This is a genomic window from Bacteroidota bacterium (assembly GCA_020161395.1).
Taxonomy (GTDB): Bacteria; Bacteroidota; Ignavibacteria; order Ignavibacteriales; family Ignavibacteriaceae; genus UTCHB3.
The window spans coordinates 90634-108331 of the sequence record JAIUOE010000012.1 but is presented as its reverse complement, the minus strand read 5'-3'; the positions used below and the strand labels follow the sequence as shown (position 1 = coordinate 108331).

The following is a 17698-nucleotide window of genomic DNA, read 5'->3' as shown; positions in this document are numbered from 1 at the left end:
CTTGACACCCTCATGGAGATTCTATGTCCACCCTTTCGGTAACTAAGAGGACAAAGCGAATATATAAACGAAATTTGTGCAGAAAATGAAGAAAACTTGGGTGCTCCTATTGCTTTTTAACATAACAACTATGATCTATGAACTATGAGCTGACCTGAAAGAGCCCTTGTGGCGACAAGTGGGTAGAAAAATGGCGACCACCTTTGAAAGAGCCCTTGTGGCGACATATGGGTAGCAAAAGCGTTGAAATAACAATGGAGGAGAGATGGAAACGATAATTTTTTTAGTTGTTGGGTTGATACTGGGACTGATTATCGGATACCTGATAGCGAGTGCTAAAAAATCGGGTGTTCAGAGCGAGATGGCAGTGCTCGCGGAGAAGAGCAGCAGGTCTGAAAATGAAGCTGCAACTCTTAAGACACAGCTTGACAAGGAGAGAGGCATTTACAATGACCAGCTTCGCAGACTGGAATCGGAAAAAGGGAGATATGAAGAGAGTGCCCGCCGGGTTCCCATGCTTGAAGAAGAAGTAAAATCGCTTCAGGAGACATATAAAAATTTAAAAGCCCAAAATGCGGCTTTGAATGAACGCTACATCTCGGAAAAGGAGAGTTTTGAGCTTCGTCTTGTGGAGTTAAAAGAAGCGAAGGAAGCCCTCACCAAAGAATTTGAGAATATCGCCAACCGGATATTTGAATCCAAAAACCAGTCGTTTACAGAGCTGAGCCGACAAAACCTCGAATCCCTCCTGAAACCTTTCAAAGAAAACATAACCGAGTTCAAAACGAGGGTGGAGAATATCTACACCGAGGAAACCCGTGAAAGATCTTCCCTGAGAACCGAGTTGAGGGCTCTGCAGGAGCTGAACAGACAGTTGAGTGAGGGGGCACAAAACCTGACCGATGCTTTGAAAGGTGACAACAAAACCCTTGGGGACTGGGGGGAAGTGGTGCTCGAACGGATTTTCGAAACCTCAGGACTTGAGAAAGGGCGTGAATACGATGTCCAGTTTTCAACGAAAAATTCCGAAGGTTCGGGATTTCGCCCCGATGCAATAATCTATCTTCCGGGTGGCAAGCAAATTGTTGTGGATGTAAAGACATCGCTTAAGGCATATGAAAAATACCATGCTACTGATAATGAAGAAGAAAGGGAGTTGTTCCTTAAAGACCATATCAGGTCGGTCAGGCAGCACATCAAAATGCTAAGCGATAAAAGCTATTTCAATCTTGAAGGAATAAACTCTCTTGATTATGTTTTAATGTTTATACCGATAGAGCCTGCTTTTAACATATTGATGAAAGAGGCAAAAGAGATTTACACAGAAGCTTTCGACAAAGGGATCATTATAGTTACTCAGACAACCTTGTTTGTCACTCTAAAAACCATCCAGAATATCTGGAAAACGGAGAAAAGGAATCAGAACGCAGTTTTGATTGCAAACAAGGCACAGAGTTTCGTGAATAAACTGGAAGGATTTATCGGCAAATTTGAAGAGGTGGGAAGGTCCATCGACAAGGCACAACGACTGTTTGGTGAAGCAGATGGTCAGTTGAAGAACGGCAGAGGAAACCTTGTATCCCGGGGTTCTGAAATCGCAAGGCTAGGAGGTTTGGATACAAAAAAACTCAAGGGCAGTGACGAAGACATCCCTGAAGAAGAAGAAAATTAAATTAACTTTATAAACAAAGGAGTATTGTCATGATAAAATACACAGGCGGATCGGGTAAGACCAGAGAACAGGCAATTAAAATTACGGGCGCAGAAGACGGAGTTGAGGGAATTGGCGCCGAGTATGAGTTTTTAAGGCTGCTGTCCAATCAATTGGGGCAGGAAGTGAAGATGGTTAGACAATCTCTCCACCATCATGGCGATAAAAGCTACGATATGATGGTACTGCAGTTTGAGGATGGAAATAGTGAAGAAATCTGGTTTGATATCACAGATTTTTACGGAAATTATCCTGTAGAAGAATGATCCTGAATTCTGAAACAGTTTAGACCGGGTTAGTGGTCACAGTATCCCTTTGATATACACAAAGATGTTTGTTGCATGGTATCGTGAATTTTCGATGAACCATTTTCTGGTTTCCTGTCCGCAGCAGACTACACCTGCGAGGAAAATTCCCGGGATATTGGTCTGGAAAGTTGTGTTGTCATACTGTGGTTCCATAGTAACGGGATCGATAGTTGCGATGCCGATTCGAGTGAGGAAGTCGTAATCAGGGCGGTAACCCGTCATGGCGAGAACGAAATCGTTTTTTAATTCCTTTTCACCATCAGGGGTGGAGATTGCCACGCTATCCGGCTTGATTTCAACCACACTTGAGTTGAAATATGAGATGATACTGCCGTCTTTTATTCTGTTTTCGATATCGGGTCTTACCCAGTATTTCACACCTTTGTCAATTTCCTGATTTTTGACCACCATGGACACCCGGGCACCCTTGCGAAAAGTTTCGAGCGCCACATCCACCGCGGAGTTTCCACCACCGATTACCACCACATCCATGTTTGCGTAGAGATGCGGGTCATCGTAGTAGTGCTTTACCTTTGGAAGTTCCTCTCCGGGAATGTTCATCAGGTTGGGGAAATCGTAGAAGCCTGTTGAGACGATTACAACTCTGGAAGCGTAAACACCTTTATCAGTCTTTACGGTGAAATCCCCGATTGTGCCGGAGACATTGGATACCCTTTCGTAAAGATTGATATCGAGTTTCCATGATTCAGCCACTCTTCTGTAATATTCGAGAGCTTCACTTCTCGTGGGTTTTGTGCCGTGTGAAATGAACGGTACTTCCCCGATTTCGAGTCTTTCTGAAGTAGAGAAGAATGTCATGTTCACGGGATAATTGAAAATGGAGTTCACAAGGCAGCCTTTTTCGATCACCTTGTATGTGAGTCCATTCCTTTTAGCTTCAATTGCACAGGCGAGTCCTATCGGTCCCGCACCGATAATCAGTACATCATATTTCATGAGTTGAATATTTTTCCAAATTCTTTTGTTACAATTATACATAAAATTCGCGAATCAAAATCAGGTAAAGAGAATGGAAACAGAAATTAAATATTTTACCCCTCTTGAAGCAAAAAAGACACTTCCTCTTGTAAGAAAAATTGTGGATGACATTTTGGTTGAAGGGAGGGAACTGAAATCACTTCTTAAAACTGAAGAAAAAACTCCTGAAATTGAAGAGAGAATCGAGCTTAAGAAAGATAATATTCTCGCGTACATAGAGGAGCTTTCTGAGATTGGTTGCTTCTTCAAGGACTGGAATTTTGAGTTCGGACTTGTTGATTTCCCTTCCGTAATCAACGGAGAAGAGGTGCTGCTTTGCTGGAGGAGTGATGAAGATGACATAAAATTCTATCACGGACTGAATGACGGCTTTAGAGGCAGAAAAGAAATTCCTGCAGGTTATCTCGATTTATGATTCGGAAGTTTGATCATATAGTCATCGGTGCCGGGTATGGCGGTCTTGTTGCTGCGGCACTTTTGGCAAAGGCGGGGAAGAGAGTATTGCTTCTCGAAGCTCATACAGTGCCCGGCGGGTGTGCATCATTCTATTCGAGAAAAGGGATACTGTTTGATGCGGGTGCCACCACCTTGAGCGGTATGGCTGCCGGACAACCGATGCAAAGGATGTTTAATGAACTCGGTATTGAACCGAAAGTAAAAAAGCTTGATCCGGGGATGATTATTAAATTTGGTGACAGGGAATTGGTCAGACACGCTGATCTTGACAAGTGGATTGCTGAGACTGAGCGCTTTTTCAAACTTCCCCGTTTACGGGAATTCTGGGAGCTTGTTCACCGGATTGACAGGACCGGCTATTCACTAATCGGAAACAACAGTCGAATTCCTCCTGTCTCACCGGGGGATCTGCTTTCCCTTGCAAAACCGTCAAATCTGAAGGGCTTGCCGCTGCTTCCGTACCTTTTTAAGCCTGTTGAGAAGGTAATGAAAAAGTTCGGATTGGACAAAGACCCCCTCTTCAGAAGCTTTATTGATGAGCAACTGTTGATTACCACCCAGAATACTGCCGGAGATTCTCCATTTCTGACTGCAGCTCTCGGGCTGGCTTATCCTGCCGAAACATATTACCCTTACGGTGGCCTTTTCTTTCCTGCAAAAGAGATTGAAAAAAAGTTTAGAGCATTCGGAGGCGAAATAAAATATAAAAAACGGGTTGTTGCCATAGAGAAAAATGCAGACGGTTATCTGGTGAAAACCTCCGACGGCTCAGAATACCGGTCAGCCGGAGTGATTACCAACATCCCTCTTTGGAACATTCCTGAGATCACCTCAAATGAGATGAAAGAATATTTTGTGAAATCACTTCCCGACAGTTCGGATGCATGGGGTGCGTTTATGGTGAATTTTGCTTTTGACTATCCTTTTGATGAGGATGTAAAAACTGCCTACTGGCAGATTCATCTACCTGAGGGGGTGCCACATTGTGAATCAAAATCCTTTTTTGTAACATTATCGCTTGCTGACGATCAACAAAAAGCGCCGACAAGGATGAAAAGTGTAACCATATCGCTTCATACAAAGTCCGAAAACTGGAGAGGAATCGATCGTCAGGAGTATGAGAGAAGAAAAAATGAAACAGGGAATTTCATACTGTCGAAATTTGATGAGGCTTTCCCGGGAATGGCGAATAATAAACAATTTGTTGAGTTTGGCACACCATCCACCTTTGAGCGGTACACTTTTAGACACAGAGGACTTGTCGGCGGGGTTCCTCACTCGGTGAAGAATAATCTGTTGAAAATGCACTCAGGTGTTACACCATTTAAGGGCTTCTACAACACAGGGGATACCGTATTTCCCGGGCAGGGAACAGTAGCCGTGACCACAGGCGCTATGAACATTGTCAAGAGAATATTAGACAAAGATTAGACAAATTATTTTTTTGTCGAAGTTTTGAACTTAATTTTTTCTCTGAAGGTTAAACTGTTATCAGATAAAGAAATAAACAGAGAAATGCAAAAGAAGAATGTTGTAATTATCGGCTCGGGACTCGGTGGATTATCCGCCGCTTTAAGGCTTTCGTCGAAAGGTCACAAAGTTACGATAATTGAGAAGTTCAACAAAGCCGGTGGCAGACTCAACCAGTTGAAAATGGACGGGTTCACATTTGATGTGGGACCCTCTTTCATGAGTATGACTTATGAACTGGATGAACTTTTCGAATCGTGCGGGATAAAAAATCCGGTTACCATGCAGGAGCTCGATCCCCTCTACACGGTTTACTTTGAGGGGAATCCCAAACCATACAGAATATTCAAAGATCTGAAGAAACTCGAAAAGGAGTTCGAAGGACTTGAACCGAATCTCGCAGAAAAAGCTGATAAGTATTTAAAAAGAGCCGGTGAGTTCTTCCATGATACCGAGGGGAAAGTTGTAAAATCCAACTTCGACAACAAACTGGAATATGTACTCAAGCTGACAGGTGTTCCGATGAAGCATCTTCCATATCTTTTCAAAACGATGTGGAGCGAGGTTGGGAAGACCTTTGAATCGGAAGAAGTTAGGGTTATCTTTTCTCTGGTGGCTTTTTTTCTTGGTTCGACACCATTTCAAACCCCCTCTGTTTATTCACTTCTCAATTATACTGAGATGAGGCACAACGGATATTGGAAAGTTAAGGGGGGAATGTATAAATTAGTTGATGAACTTTTAAAACTTCTTGAAGAAAGAGGAGTTGAAATTGTTTACAATACCGAGATAACCGGAGTGGAGGAAAACAACGGTTCTGTGACAGGAATGGTTGACTCGACAGGAAAAAAATGGGAAGCAGACATCTTCATTGCAAATGCTGATGCGGCATCGTTCAGAGGGAGAGTGCTTGGCAGACCAAAATTCTCGGATGAAAGACTTGACAAGATGCACTGGACTCTGGCACCTTTCACAATTTATCTTGGGGTTAAGGGACAGATACCGAATCTGGAGCATCACAACTATTTCCTCGGCAGTAATTTTAGAGGATATGCAGACACAATCTTCACATCTTCCATATCGCCGCAGAAACCTTATTACTATGTGAATGTCTCCTCAAAGTCATTTCCTGATTGTGCTCCGGAGGGGTGCGAAAATATATTTATTCTTTGTCCTGTGCCCGATCTCAGGTACAAGAAAAACTGGGATGACAGGGAAGAACTTGCTCAGAACATCATAGATGATCTATCACAGAGAGTCGGGTATGATATTTCCGGCAACATTATCACCAAAAAAATAATGGACCCTGTAGAGTGGGAAAAAGCTTTCAACCTCTACAAAGGATCGGGACTTGGGCTGGCGCATGACATGGATCAGGTTGGCGCATTCAGACCAAAAAACAAAGATGAAAAATTTGACAATTTGTATTATGTTGGTGCTTCGACTACGCCGGGCACCGGATTACCGATGGTTGTGATAAGCTCAAAACTTGTAATGGAAAGATTAGAGAAAGACTATGGAATTTTATAGCAGCATTTGCGCAAGAACTTCTTCCCTTTTCACAAAGGAGTATTCCACCTCATTCAGTTTGGGGATACTTGCTTTTGAAAAGAGATTCCGCGAGCCAATCTACTCGGTCTATGGTTATGTGAGGCTTGCTGATGAAATAGTTGACACTTTTCATGGACATGATAAACAAACCCTCCTCTGTGAATTCAGAGAAGAAACCTATAAGGCGATTGAGCGGGGAGTTTCCACCAATCCGATTCTGCACGCTTTTCAGGAAGTGGTGAATAAATACAAAATTGATCGTGAATATATTGATGCTTTTCTTGACAGTATGGAAATGGACCTCTACAATAACTACTACGAAGAGAAAAAGTATGATGAATATATTTACGGATCTGCAGAGGTAGTGGGGCTGATGTGCCTCAGGGTTTTCACAGAGGGTGATGATGAAATGTTTAAGCAGTTACTCGAACCCGCAAGAGCACTTGGTTCAGCATTTCAGAAGGTAAACTTCCTGAGAGACATTAAATCTGATATCGACGAGAGAGGAAGAATCTATCTTCCGAATGTTGATTCAGAGCATGGAATCGATGATGAAAACAAAAAGCTTTTGGAAGATTCCATAAGAGCCGAATTCAAACTTTCACTCGAAGGAATAAGAAAACTCCCGCCCGGAGTCAGGTTGGGTGTTTACTCGGCGTATCTTTATTACATAAAATTGTTTGATAAAATCTGTTCGAAAAAAGTGCAACACCTGATGAAGGAAAGAACGAGAGTACCTGATCCTGTAAAATTGTTGTTGCTTACAAAATCGATAATAGAAGTAAAGGTTTTAAAGACTTGTTAAAGAGTATTCTTTTTTTATTGTTCGCTGTTCTTGTTACCGGCGTGAATGCCGGAAAAGCCGATCTCGATCCCTCAACAAAGGACTATATCCGCAAGACATTTTATGCCGGGGTTGAGAGTGAGGCAAAGGCGGAGGAGCTTAAGGAATTTATAGATAAAAAATTTGGCAAAAAGCTGAAATCGATGGACCCCTTTGTGGTAGCATATCTCGGAGGAACAGAAACACTTCTTGCCAAACACGCAATAAATCCTTTTACGAAACTTGACCTTCTAAATTCAGGTCTGGATAAACTCGCCTATGCCCTTAAAAAGCAACCGAGGTCATTGGAGATCCGTTTTATGCGGTTTTCCATCCTTCACTTTATTCCTGCAATACTTGGACATGCAAAAGAGAGGGATGAAGACCTTGCAATCGTTTACGAACTGCTTCTAAAAAAGGACTATTCTGAACTGGATAAAAAAACACAAACAGGACTTGTAAAATTTCTGCTTGAATCTGAGAGACTGGATAAAAATCAGACTGCAAAAATGCGGGCACTGCTTAAATAAGGCTTAAAAGATGAGCAGATATCTGCTGATTAACCTGCTAACGGTAATCTTTCCTGTAATTCTTTCTTTCGAGAAGAAGATTTCATTTTACAGGAAATTCCGTTTTTACCTGTTTTCAATACTTGTTGTAAGTCCCGTCTATCTTGTTTGGGACGCAATAGCCACTTCGAGAGGTGACTGGGGGTTTACTCCCGAATACCTGGCGGGGGTTTACCTTTTCGGATTGCCTCTCGAAGAAGTTCTTTTTTTTGTTACCGTGCCTTACTCCTGTCTGTTTATCTATGAGACAATAAAACTCTATCTCCCGGAAAAATCACTTCCTTTCAACAAAAACTATTATTACCTGGCTGGAGCAGTTCTCATAGTTGCAGCGGGAAATTACAGTTCTCAATATTACACTTCCACTGTAATGATTTTTTCTGCAGCATTTCTGATGGTAGCCGCAACTTTCAAGCCTGCAATTCTTCGATCCCGTGTTTACTGGTTATCAATTTTGATTACCTATCTCCCTTTTCTCCTCGTGAATTACTTCCTTACAGCTCCACCGATAGTATGGTATTCACCCGAGGCAATCTGGGGGATGCGATTCACAACAATTCCCGTTGAAGATTTCTTCTATTCCTTTTCGATGATCTCATGGTGGTTTTTCTTTTACCTCTTGTTTAAGAAGGATATTTAGTGAAGCGGGTGGTGGTAGTCGGGGCGGGGTTGGGTGGTCTCTCCGCTGCAATCCGGCTTCAAAAAGGAGGGTATCAGGTTACAATTCTCGAACAGAATGAGAAGGCAGGGGGTAAAGCCAACGAAATTACTGAATCCGGTTTTAGATTCGATACGGGTCCCTCGCTTCTGACGATGCCTTTTGTTATCGAGCAATTATTTCGGGAAGCGGGGCTTGATGCGGATGATTACCTTGAGTTCGTTCAGCCCGATGTGTTGTGCCGCTATTTTTATCCCGCGGGGAAAATGATTGATGCGTTCAGCAATCTCGACAGATTTATCTCCGAACTTACAGTCAAATTTGATTTGAAAAGGGAAATTGTCGAATCCTATTTTGATTATTCCAAAAGGATATATGATCTTACCGCCGATCTTTTCCTTTTTAACAGTTTCAGGGAGTGGTCAACCTTCTTCAATAAAAAAGCTGCTGTCACTCTGTTGAATCTGCCAAAAATCGATTCCTTCCGTACCATGCACGAAGCCAATGCATCCTTTTTCAGTGATCCTGAAGTAATCCAGCTTTTCGATCGATATGCTACCTACAACGGATCAAATCCATATCTTGCACCCGCAACACTAAACATCATCCAGCATGTGGAATATGGAATCGGCGGCTACACGCTTAAAGGTGGAATATATTCCCTCAGCAAGGCACTGACGGAAGTTGCCTTGAAATCGGGTGTAAAGATAGAAACAAATTGTACAGTTGATGAAATTATATTGGCGAAAAATGATGTTCGGGGTGTATGTTGCAGAGGTAGAGTGATTGACGACCCCAACAGAGTGGTTGGAGTAAGATGCGGTGATGAGGTATTCGAAGCCGATATTGTGGTTTCAAACTCCGATGTGACGAACACCTACAAAAAACTGTTGGACGATTCGCAGGTTCGCCCTGCGAGGAAATATTACAAAACAGAACCTTCCTCCTCTGCGCTGGTTTATTACTGGGGTGTGAAAGGGGAACACTCTGAATTGAAAATGCATAATATTCTCTTTTCGGAGGATTATAAAAAAGAGTTTGATGAGATTTTTGAATCCGGAAAAGCTCCCGAAGACCCTACTGTTTACATCTATATTTCATCCAGGGTAAATGAAGATGACGCACCAAAAGGATTCGAAAACTGGTTTGTAATGATTAACATGCCTCCCGCAACCTCCAAAAATTACTACAGCATTGATTCAATCAGAAGGAGCATAATCAACAAAATTGAAAAGATGCTTGGTATTGATTTGAATGAACGAATTGTTTTTGAAAGAGTTCTCACGCCGGAGAAGATAGAAGAAAAAACCTCCTCCGTTTATGGAAGTTTGTATGGCATCTCCTCAAACAACAAATACGCTGCTTTTTTAAGGCAGGACAACAAGTCGAAAGAGTACGGCGGACTTTACTTCTGTGGCGGGAGTGCTCATCCCGGCGGCGGAATACCGCTGGTGATTCTGTCGGGTAAAATAGTCTCGGAACTGGTGGCAAAATATGAAAAGTGAGAGGTTTAAAGCAGATGATAAAGGCTGACAAAAAACCATGGTTCGACCGTCTTTTCACTTTCTATCTCGAAAGACTGATGAAGAAGCACTTCTCTCATTTTTATGTCACGAATGAATTTCCCGATGTCAGCGATGATGTATCAGTAACTTTCGCACCAAATCACTTTTCATGGTGGGACGGTTTTTTCATTCAGAAGATACAACGAGAATTTCTGCCGAACAGGAATTTCCATATTTTAATGCTTTCGGAACAGTTGAAAGTTTACAGATTTTTTAACTGGATGGGTGCGTACGGAATCGACCTTAACGATACAAAAAGCATAATAAAAACGGTTAAATATACCAGAGAGCTGCTTTCGGACAGCAAAAATCTGACAGTAATATATCCTCAGGGAGAGATTCAGCCGTATGATGTGCGTCCGTTGAATCTGAAAGCGGGGATATCGAAGTTTGTGGGAGGAACGGGAGACCATTCTGTTGTGATTCCTGTTGCTTTCAAGGTGCAATATGAAGAAGAAAAACTTCCCGCACTCTATTGTTCATTCGGAAATCCGGCTCCGGCATCAAAAGTTGAGAAGGATTTTAAATATTTTGAGGCGGCATTTATGGAAAATCTGGGGGAACTTGATGCTAAGGCCGCTTCCAAATCATTTGTCAGGGATATCTTCAAGTGATCTTTGAACTGATTCTCTTCTCTGTAGTCACAGTTTTTGCATTCATCACCTTCTTAGTGAGTCTATATAATTTACTGACGGCACCGGTTCCCGGGAAAAATCTTGGTTCCCTGGGAAATAAAGAGCCGCTCCCGTTTCTCTCGATTTTGATTCCCGCCCGTAATGAAGAGGAGAATATCGAAAAATGTTTAAGAAACTGCCTGAACCAAAATCATCGAAACATTGAGGTGATGGTGCTTGATGACAATTCCGATGACAGAACGGGTGAAATTGTCGCAGAAATTGCCGCAGAAGATGACAGGGTGAAAACTCTTCGAGGCAAGTACTTGCCAAAGGGATGGCTCGGAAAGAATTGGGCTTGTCACCAGCTTTCAGAGGAAGCCAAAGGAGAGTATTTGTTGTTTATCGATGCTGATGTCATTTTGAGGGAGGATGCCGCAGAAATTGCTTTAAATACGCTGAAAAAGTTTAACCTGTCGATGTTTTCGGTTTTCCCGACCCAGTTGTTGAACAGCTTTGGTTCAGCTCTTGTTATACCCTTGATGAACTGGCTCCTGTTAAATTTTTTACCTTTGAAGCAGGTTTACAAATCGAAATCATCAAAATTTGTTGCTGCAAACGGTCAGTTTATTTTAATGACCCGGAACGCATATTCGGCAACAGGTGGTCACACCGCTGTGCGCGACAAAGTGGTAGAGGATATGGAACTTGCCCGTCTGATAAAACGGTCAGGCATGAGGATGATGACAGCGCTGGGAGGCGATGTAATAAGGTGCAGAATGTATTCCGGATTTTTGTCATCAATCAGGGGATTCACAAAGAATTTTTACGCCGGATTCGATATTTCAGCGGTACTGTTTGTTATAATGATCACATTTTTCGTTCTGGTGTACCTAATGCCGTTCGTGTTTGTGTTCTTCAATACAATATGGTTGGCACCCGTTTTATTAACTTTGCTTTCAAGATGGTTTACGAGTCGAATAAGCCATTCAAATCCGGTAATCGAAGTTTTTTGTCACCCGATTCAGATGATAATTATGTATTTTACGGGTTGGCGTTCTCTTTATTTCACGAAAACAGGCATTATTGAATGGAAAGGCAGAACTTTATAAAGAAATACGGCGGAGCGATATTGCTCGCCTTTTTCTATTCTGTTGGAATTCTCGGGCATTCCCTCGAGAATTTTCTGCCGTTAATGAAAGACCTGACTCCCATTACGCTCCTTCTTTCTGTCGCCTTTGTCATATATTTGACAAAGAGTGACTGGAACAAAAAAGTAATAATTTGGGCGGTTGCAACTTTTATTCTCACATTTTCACTTGAAGTTACCGGTGTAGCCACCGGAGCCGTATTTGGAAACTACACTTACGGTGACACACTTGGACCAAAGCTTTTTGGTGTTCCTGTTATCATTGGAATTAACTGGGTTATGATTATTTATGCGATCGTTTCCGCACTCACAAAAGCGACAGCAAATGTAGCAGCACTGGTGTTTCTGGCGGCAACTGCAACCGTGGCATTTGATTTTGTAATGGAACCTGTTGCGATGCACCTGGGGTACTGGAATTGGATGAACGACAAGATACCGTTTCAAAATTACATTGCCTGGTTCGTTATTGCTGCTATTAGTGCTCTCGGATATTTTTTCATCAGGCAAAAACCAAAGCATGACCTCCCGATTTTTCTCGTTCTGATTCAGTTCCTTTTCTTCCTGATGCTTGAAATGATTCTGGTAAAATAGATGTCGAATAAAGGGATAGTCGTCGCCTTCCTCATTATTGCATTATGGGGATCACACCTTTTTTATCTTCTGAACTACACCACTCCCGATCCGTTATCTCCGTTTTTTTACCTGCACATTATTATCCAGTCGTATCTCTACACAGGATTGTTCATCACGGGTCATGATGCAATGCACGGAACGGTGAGCAGCAACAAGACACTGAACAAAATTACAGGGTATCTGGCAACATTTCTCTTTGCGGGGATGTCTTACAATCGTTTAATAGCGCACCATTTCGACCATCACCGGTTTCCCGGGAGTGAGCGGGATCCCGATTTTAATGTGAAATCACAAAACTTTTGGGTGTGGTGGGGAACATTCATGATCAGATACACTACGGTTTGGCAGATTATAGTGATGGCGGCGTTATATAATATTCTTAAGATATGGTTTTCCGAGGCGAGTATTATTCTGTTTTGGGTGGTGCCGGCATTTCTGGGGACACTTCAACTTTTTTATTTTGGTACATATCTTCCGCATAAATATCCGCATACAGAAGAGATGAAACCGCACAATGCGAGATCACAGGTAAAAAACCATCTTGTTGCGATGCTCACCTGTTATTTTTTTGGTTACCACTATGAGCACCACAGTTATCCGGCTGTACCATGGTGGAGACTCTATAAAATAAGAGAAAAAGGGCTCTCAAAAGAAGAGATACTCAGCCACAGACATTAATCAGGAATTGTCAATCTCCCGAAGATTACCTCTCCATAAACCAGAATGCTTCAGGATCCGGAACCGGAATCTCATCCGAAATGGAAATAACCTCATCCACATAAGCAGGCTGCCTCATGCCAACCAAAACCGAAGAGACATACGGGAGTGATGCAGTCATCACGAGTGCCTTGCTGCCGAGTGAAACACCTCTTAGATTCTGCGGCAGGTAGTTATTCAGCATACCATGAAGTTTCATGTTGTTCATGTTATATTTTGCAATAACTATTGTATTAAGAATATGGAGAAATTTCCTCATCTCGGACAGGAAGTTTTGTGCGAGTTCCGCCACGATCGGAGGCATCAATTCATTCTCGATCACGGTTGATTTAATGATTCTGATTCTTGGATTTATATAAAACTCTACAAGATCGTTCAATGATACGGGATTATCGAGATCGTCGAAATTTTTCATCAGGAATTTTGCCATGCCGAAAGAGTCCTTCAGATCAAGATACTTGTCGTATCCTGTCCGGGTCAGCCTTTTAACTTCGTGGTAAATGTTTTCGGCGAGTGTATCCACATTTCTGAAACAACTCTGCAGGTCTTTAATGTTATAACTGCCGTCCATGCTGAAGTCAGTCAGTCTTTCAATCCGGTTGTTCACGATTGCATTGAGAGGTCTGTTGATAACAACACCGAGCTCATGTTTGGCTGCAAGTTTGATGACGCTTTTCCCGTTTTCCGCCTGATTTACCAGAGTCAGTCCATCCTTTTCAGTCAGATTCAAGGGAAGCTGAATAACAGATACGCCGGCATCATTTTTCCCGGCGGGGGAAATTTTTAGTATTTCTTCGAGTGAAGTGAAGTGACGGTGGAAACTCTGTTGTCCGAAGGTGTTGGAGGAGATACCATAGCTTCTGATTCTGCCGGCTTTAATCTCTTCCTCGAGATGCTCAAAGGCTGCTCTTAGTCTTCCGTAATATTCTTTGCGGAGTTTGCTTTGGTCTCTCTCGGTAGAGTACATCAGGAAATATTCAGGATTGTGCAGAAAGAAGATGTCCAGGTAGCCACAGTCGAGTCTCTTGAGTGATTCGGTGATCTGATCTTTAAGAAATTCGGGATGAATGCAGTGTTTCAGATCGGGAGAACAATTGATTATCTCGGGATAAGGTGAGCCTTTTGCCTCTCTTCGTTTGAGGTTGTCGAGATTTTTCCCCTGAATGTAACCGGCTTTGGAAGAAATTACAAAATTGACTCTTTTTGAATCGGAAGACTCCTCTATCTCCTTCAGGACTTCGCCAATCAGAAGTTCGCTGTTTCCGTCGGAATAATTTGTCGAAGTATCTATAAAATTGATACCGGAGACGAGAGCTTTTCTTAGGGCTTCTGCGTGAGAACGGACTCTTTTATCGATCCGGTACCCGCCAAACCCAAAAACCGGGACTTCAATACCGGTTTTTCCTAATTTTCTCTTCTGCATGTCTTTTCCTTATACGAGCAATTATTGGAATTCAAATATAATAAATTATTTGCTAATAATTGATTTTTGGAAGGTGATGAAATTTTACATTAAAGACACATTCTGATTCAATTAAATTTGCGGGTGAAGATACAACAACTATTTATGAGCACCGATGTTTTCAAGATACTTTGCAGTAATATTATTTTTGGTTTGTATGCCATCGTTTGGGCAATATTTGTCGTATGGTGAGATGATGAAATTACTCAATTTCAAGAGTGATACTTCCCTAATAAAAAGTGAGATGGCCGGTAAAGGGTTTTATTTGAATACAGAAGACAGCGATACAAACGGATTCCGGCTTGTTTTCGAGTCACCCCTCGAAAGCGATGACTATTTTGTTGGAGTCTTTCAGGATCTCAAAAACGACATGTACACCGTGATTGAGTACACAAAGAATCACAACAGATGGGAGGCGTATATTACTGCCGCAAAAGAGAATGGTTTTATCTTTTCAGGGATGAAAAATCCCGCAGAGGGGACAACATACTTTACCTACATGAAAGATGAAATATTGATGGGACTTCTGGTAAGAAGAGATTCTGAAGGAACGAAGTATCAGTTTTCCTTCACACGGTAGAAAAGATGTGCGGGGCAATTACAGCCTGACGAGCCAAATCCCGGCACTGGTACCTGGAATTCTTTAGCCAGCCTCATTGCCAGTTCGTGTTCAAAATCACGGTCAGCATGAAAAACCGAGATGTTTGTAATGATGGCATGTTCTTTCAATCTGTCGATATGCCAGTGAGGTTTTGAAGCTGGTCTAAGATGGTGTGAAAGTCTTCCCCGTAGCCCTCCGGGACCAAAAGCGCTTCCCGTGTAGTAGTAACAACCTGACCTGAAAAGATAAGAACCATTTTTCCCGATCTCAATTTCCGTATCCAACGGGAGTTCCATTTCGAGAAGGTAGATTCCCTTTGCCCGGGGAATTTCATCGATTACAAAAGGATTCGAAAATTTTTGATCCGTCAATTCGTCCCGCTAAAGCTATATCATCGATTTATTGTCACATTTATTACACTCGAACTGGAGTGTAGTGTGATTTATTTCAAATTTATCGTGCAGCAGGTGTTCTATCTCCTTCTGCATTTCGGTCGATTCTGCCACAGTCATATCATCCACTTCGATATGAGCTTCAAAATGGGTTTCTTTTTCATTTAATCGCCAGATGTGGACATGGTGGATATTCTGAACCAGGGGCAATGCCTCGAGTAGCTTCTTAATTTCTGAAATATCGATGTCCGCGGGTGAAGACATCATGACCATATCCACAGCCTCTTTAACGATTTTGAAAGTTTCATTTAGGATGTAAAGCGAAATAAGTATGGTGAGGACAGGATCGATCCAGTAAATCTGAAAAAAGATGATGAAGACTGCTCCGATAATAACTGCTACACTTGAGATTGTATCACTCAGCAGGTGAAAATAAGCAGAGCGGATGTTAATGTTGTCTTTTGAACCTGCTTTCAAGAGCATGATACCTGCAAAGTTGGCAGCCAGACCAACCGATGCCACTACGAGCATAAGAGTGCCCTTTATGGGTTCAGGATTGCTGAATCTTTCTATAGCCTCCTTTATCAAAAAGAAACTGATAATTATCAAGCTGCTTGCGTTAAAAATTGCAGCCAGCACTTCTGCCCTCTTCATTCCGAAAGTATACTTAAAAGATTTGGGTCTCTTACTAAGTCTCATCGCAATATAAGCAATAACCAATGCGACACCATCACTCAGATTATGCAGGGCATCCGAGAGAAGGGCAAGGCTTCCTGAGATGATGCCCCCTGCAATCTGGACAATCGTTATCAGAAAGTTTAAGGCAATCGTTATAAAGAGGTTCTTCTCCCGGGTTTCTCCCGAAACATGAGTGTGAGAATGACCGTGGGAATGATTATGGGACATATACAAATCTCTGTTAAATTATTTTCAGGGACACACATCCGGAGCCTTGACGGTTCCTTCTTCCACTTCACCAAAATACTTCTTTTGGAACCAAAGAGAGACATTTACCAGACCAATAAGTACGGGAACCTCTACCAGGGGTCCGATCACAGCAGCGAAAGCCTCACCTGAATGGATACCAAAAACAGCTATTGCAACTGCAATTGCAAGTTCAAAATTGTTACTTGCGGCTGTAAATGAGAGTGTTGCCGTTTTTGAGTAGTCAGCACCTATCCTTTTACCCATGTAAAAAGATACAAAAAACATGATTACAAAATAAATAATTAACGGGATTGCAATTCTAACAACATCGAGGGGGATTTTCACAATATATTCCCCTTTCAGGGAAAACATGACCATGATCGTAAAAAGCAGTGCAATTAGTGTAATTGGACTTATTTTGGGAATAAACTTTTTTTCATACCACTCTTTTCCGAAAGTTATTAATCCGGCAAATCTCGTTATCATACCTGCAAAAAAGGGGATTCCGAGATAAATCAGAACGCTTTCCGCAATTTGTCCAATTGTTATGTTCACCTTGAATGTCTGCAATCCAAACCATTCGGGAAGAACCGTTAAAAATACCCATGCATAGAGTGAGAAAAAAAGAATTTGGAAAATTGAATTGAACGCAACAAGTCCCGCGGCATATTCTGTATCACCTTTTGCGAGTTCATTCCAGACGATAACCATGGCGATACATCTTGCAAGTCCTATCATTATCAGACCTGCCATGTAGTGGGGATGATCAGGCAGAAAAACTATCGCCAGAACAAACATCAATACGGGACCGATTATCCAGTTTTGAACGAGTGAGAGTATCAACACTCTAATATTCCTGAAAACATCAGGAAGCTCTTCGTACTTGACCTTTGCCAGTGGAGGGTACATCATCAGGATGAGCCCGATGGCTATTGGGATATTAGTTGTTCCACTTTGGTATGAATTCCAAAAATCAACGACAGAGGGAAATAAATATCCCGAGGCAACCCCGATTCCCATCGCAAGGAATATCCAAAGGGTTAAAAAACGGTCGAGGAAAGAGAGTTTTTTTGTCAGAGAGCTCATCACAAG

The 17698-nt window shown here is 42.1% G+C and carries 19 protein-coding genes; 14 read left to right on the top strand and 5 right to left on the bottom strand.

Translation table 11 applies throughout. The features are described 5' to 3' along the window. The first annotated feature begins 265 nt into the window (after positions 1-265). Positions 266-1672 (top strand): DNA recombination protein RmuC, encoded by a 1407-nt coding sequence (rmuC, locus tag LCH52_15260; GenBank protein ID MCA0389846.1) that lies wholly within the window; start codon positions 266-268, stop codon positions 1670-1672. Between the two features lie 29 nt (positions 1673-1701). Then, the gene (locus tag LCH52_15255) at positions 1702-1977 is read left to right on the top strand and encodes a hypothetical protein (protein ID MCA0389845.1); all 276 of its coding nucleotides are present in this window, start codon (positions 1702-1704) and stop codon (positions 1975-1977) included. A 36-nt stretch (positions 1978-2013) separates the two neighbouring features. On the opposite strand, the gene LCH52_15250 is transcribed toward LCH52_15255, so the two are convergent. Next, on the bottom strand, positions 2014-2976 hold the full coding sequence (locus LCH52_15250) for a YpdA family putative bacillithiol disulfide reductase (GenBank protein ID MCA0389844.1): 963 nt from the start codon (positions 2974-2976) through the stop codon (positions 2014-2016). Between the two features lie 73 nt (positions 2977-3049). Between LCH52_15250 and LCH52_15245 the strand changes: the two genes are divergently transcribed. The 11 genes from LCH52_15245 (at position 3050) to LCH52_15195 (ending at position 13185) form a co-directional block, all read left to right on the top strand. Continuing rightward, entirely contained in the window at positions 3050-3433 is a 384-nt protein-coding gene (locus LCH52_15245) for a DUF2203 domain-containing protein (protein MCA0389843.1), read from the top strand. Next, positions 3430-4905, top strand: a complete 1476-nt coding sequence (locus LCH52_15240; protein ID MCA0389842.1) for an NAD(P)/FAD-dependent oxidoreductase — start codon at positions 3430-3432, stop codon at positions 4903-4905. Before LCH52_15245 ends, LCH52_15240 begins: the two co-directional genes overlap by 4 nt. Before the next feature lie 84 nt (positions 4906-4989). Further along, positions 4990-6474 carry a phytoene desaturase gene (crtI, locus tag LCH52_15235; GenBank protein MCA0389841.1) on the top strand — a complete coding sequence of 495 codons (1485 nt, stop codon included), beginning with the start codon at positions 4990-4992 and terminating at the stop codon, positions 6472-6474. Next, the gene (locus LCH52_15230; GenBank protein MCA0389840.1) at positions 6461-7300 is read left to right on the top strand and encodes a phytoene/squalene synthase family protein; all 840 of its coding nucleotides are present in this window, start codon (positions 6461-6463) and stop codon (positions 7298-7300) included. Before crtI (LCH52_15235) ends, LCH52_15230 begins: the two co-directional genes overlap by 14 nt. A 17-nt stretch (positions 7301-7317) precedes the next feature. Continuing rightward, entirely contained in the window at positions 7318-7848 is a 531-nt protein-coding gene (locus LCH52_15225; protein ID MCA0389839.1) for a hypothetical protein, read from the top strand. 10 nt (positions 7849-7858) lie between these two features. Further along, positions 7859-8527, top strand: coding sequence for a lycopene cyclase domain-containing protein (locus LCH52_15220; protein ID MCA0389838.1), 669 nt, complete (start codon positions 7859-7861; stop codon positions 8525-8527). After that, positions 8527-10050: a phytoene desaturase gene (gene crtI / locus LCH52_15215; protein MCA0389837.1), complete on the top strand. Its 1524-nt coding sequence runs from the start codon at positions 8527-8529 to the stop codon at positions 10048-10050. Before LCH52_15220 ends, crtI (LCH52_15215) begins: the two co-directional genes overlap by 1 nt. Before the next feature lie 14 nt (positions 10051-10064). Continuing rightward, on the top strand, positions 10065-10724 hold the full coding sequence (locus tag LCH52_15210) for a lysophospholipid acyltransferase family protein (protein ID MCA0389836.1): 660 nt from the start codon (positions 10065-10067) through the stop codon (positions 10722-10724). Next, the gene (locus LCH52_15205) at positions 10721-11836 is read left to right on the top strand and encodes a glycosyltransferase (GenBank protein ID MCA0389835.1); all 1116 of its coding nucleotides are present in this window, start codon (positions 10721-10723) and stop codon (positions 11834-11836) included. Before LCH52_15210 ends, LCH52_15205 begins: the two co-directional genes overlap by 4 nt. Beyond that, positions 11815-12465, top strand: a complete 651-nt coding sequence (locus LCH52_15200) for a carotenoid biosynthesis protein (GenBank protein ID MCA0389834.1) — start codon at positions 11815-11817, stop codon at positions 12463-12465. The genes LCH52_15205 and LCH52_15200 overlap by 22 nt, the downstream gene beginning before the upstream one ends. Continuing rightward, positions 12466-13185 carry a fatty acid desaturase gene (locus tag LCH52_15195; GenBank protein ID MCA0389833.1) on the top strand — a complete coding sequence of 240 codons (720 nt, stop codon included), beginning with the start codon at positions 12466-12468 and terminating at the stop codon, positions 13183-13185. Positions 13186-13210: 25 nt separating this feature from the next. Here the strand turns inward: LCH52_15195 and LCH52_15190 are convergent, their stop codons facing one another. Next, positions 13211-14647, bottom strand: a complete 1437-nt coding sequence (locus LCH52_15190; protein MCA0389832.1) for an aldo/keto reductase — start codon at positions 14645-14647, stop codon at positions 13211-13213. Positions 14648-14801: 154 nt separating this feature from the next. Here LCH52_15190 and LCH52_15185 point away from each other — a divergent pair, with 154 nt between their 5' ends. Then, positions 14802-15266, top strand: a complete 465-nt coding sequence (locus LCH52_15185) for a hypothetical protein (GenBank protein ID MCA0389831.1) — start codon at positions 14802-14804, stop codon at positions 15264-15266. On the opposite strand, the gene LCH52_15180 is transcribed toward LCH52_15185, so the two are convergent. The 3 genes from LCH52_15180 to arsB are packed head-to-tail and all read right to left on the bottom strand — an operon-like array spanning position 15245 to position 17692. Beyond that, on the bottom strand, positions 15245-15658 hold the full coding sequence (locus tag LCH52_15180; protein MCA0389830.1) for a GIY-YIG nuclease family protein: 414 nt from the start codon (positions 15656-15658) through the stop codon (positions 15245-15247). The genes LCH52_15185 and LCH52_15180 overlap by 22 nt on opposite strands. Before the next feature lie 15 nt (positions 15659-15673). Next, a complete protein-coding gene (locus LCH52_15175) occupies positions 15674-16585 on the bottom strand; it encodes a cation diffusion facilitator family transporter (GenBank protein ID MCA0389829.1) in 912 nt (303 codons plus the stop codon). Between the two features lie 24 nt (positions 16586-16609). Next, complete coding sequence (gene arsB / locus LCH52_15170; GenBank protein ID MCA0389828.1) at positions 16610-17692, bottom strand: ACR3 family arsenite efflux transporter; 1083 nt, start codon at positions 17690-17692, stop codon at positions 16610-16612. Between the last annotated feature and the right edge of the window lie 6 nt (positions 17693-17698).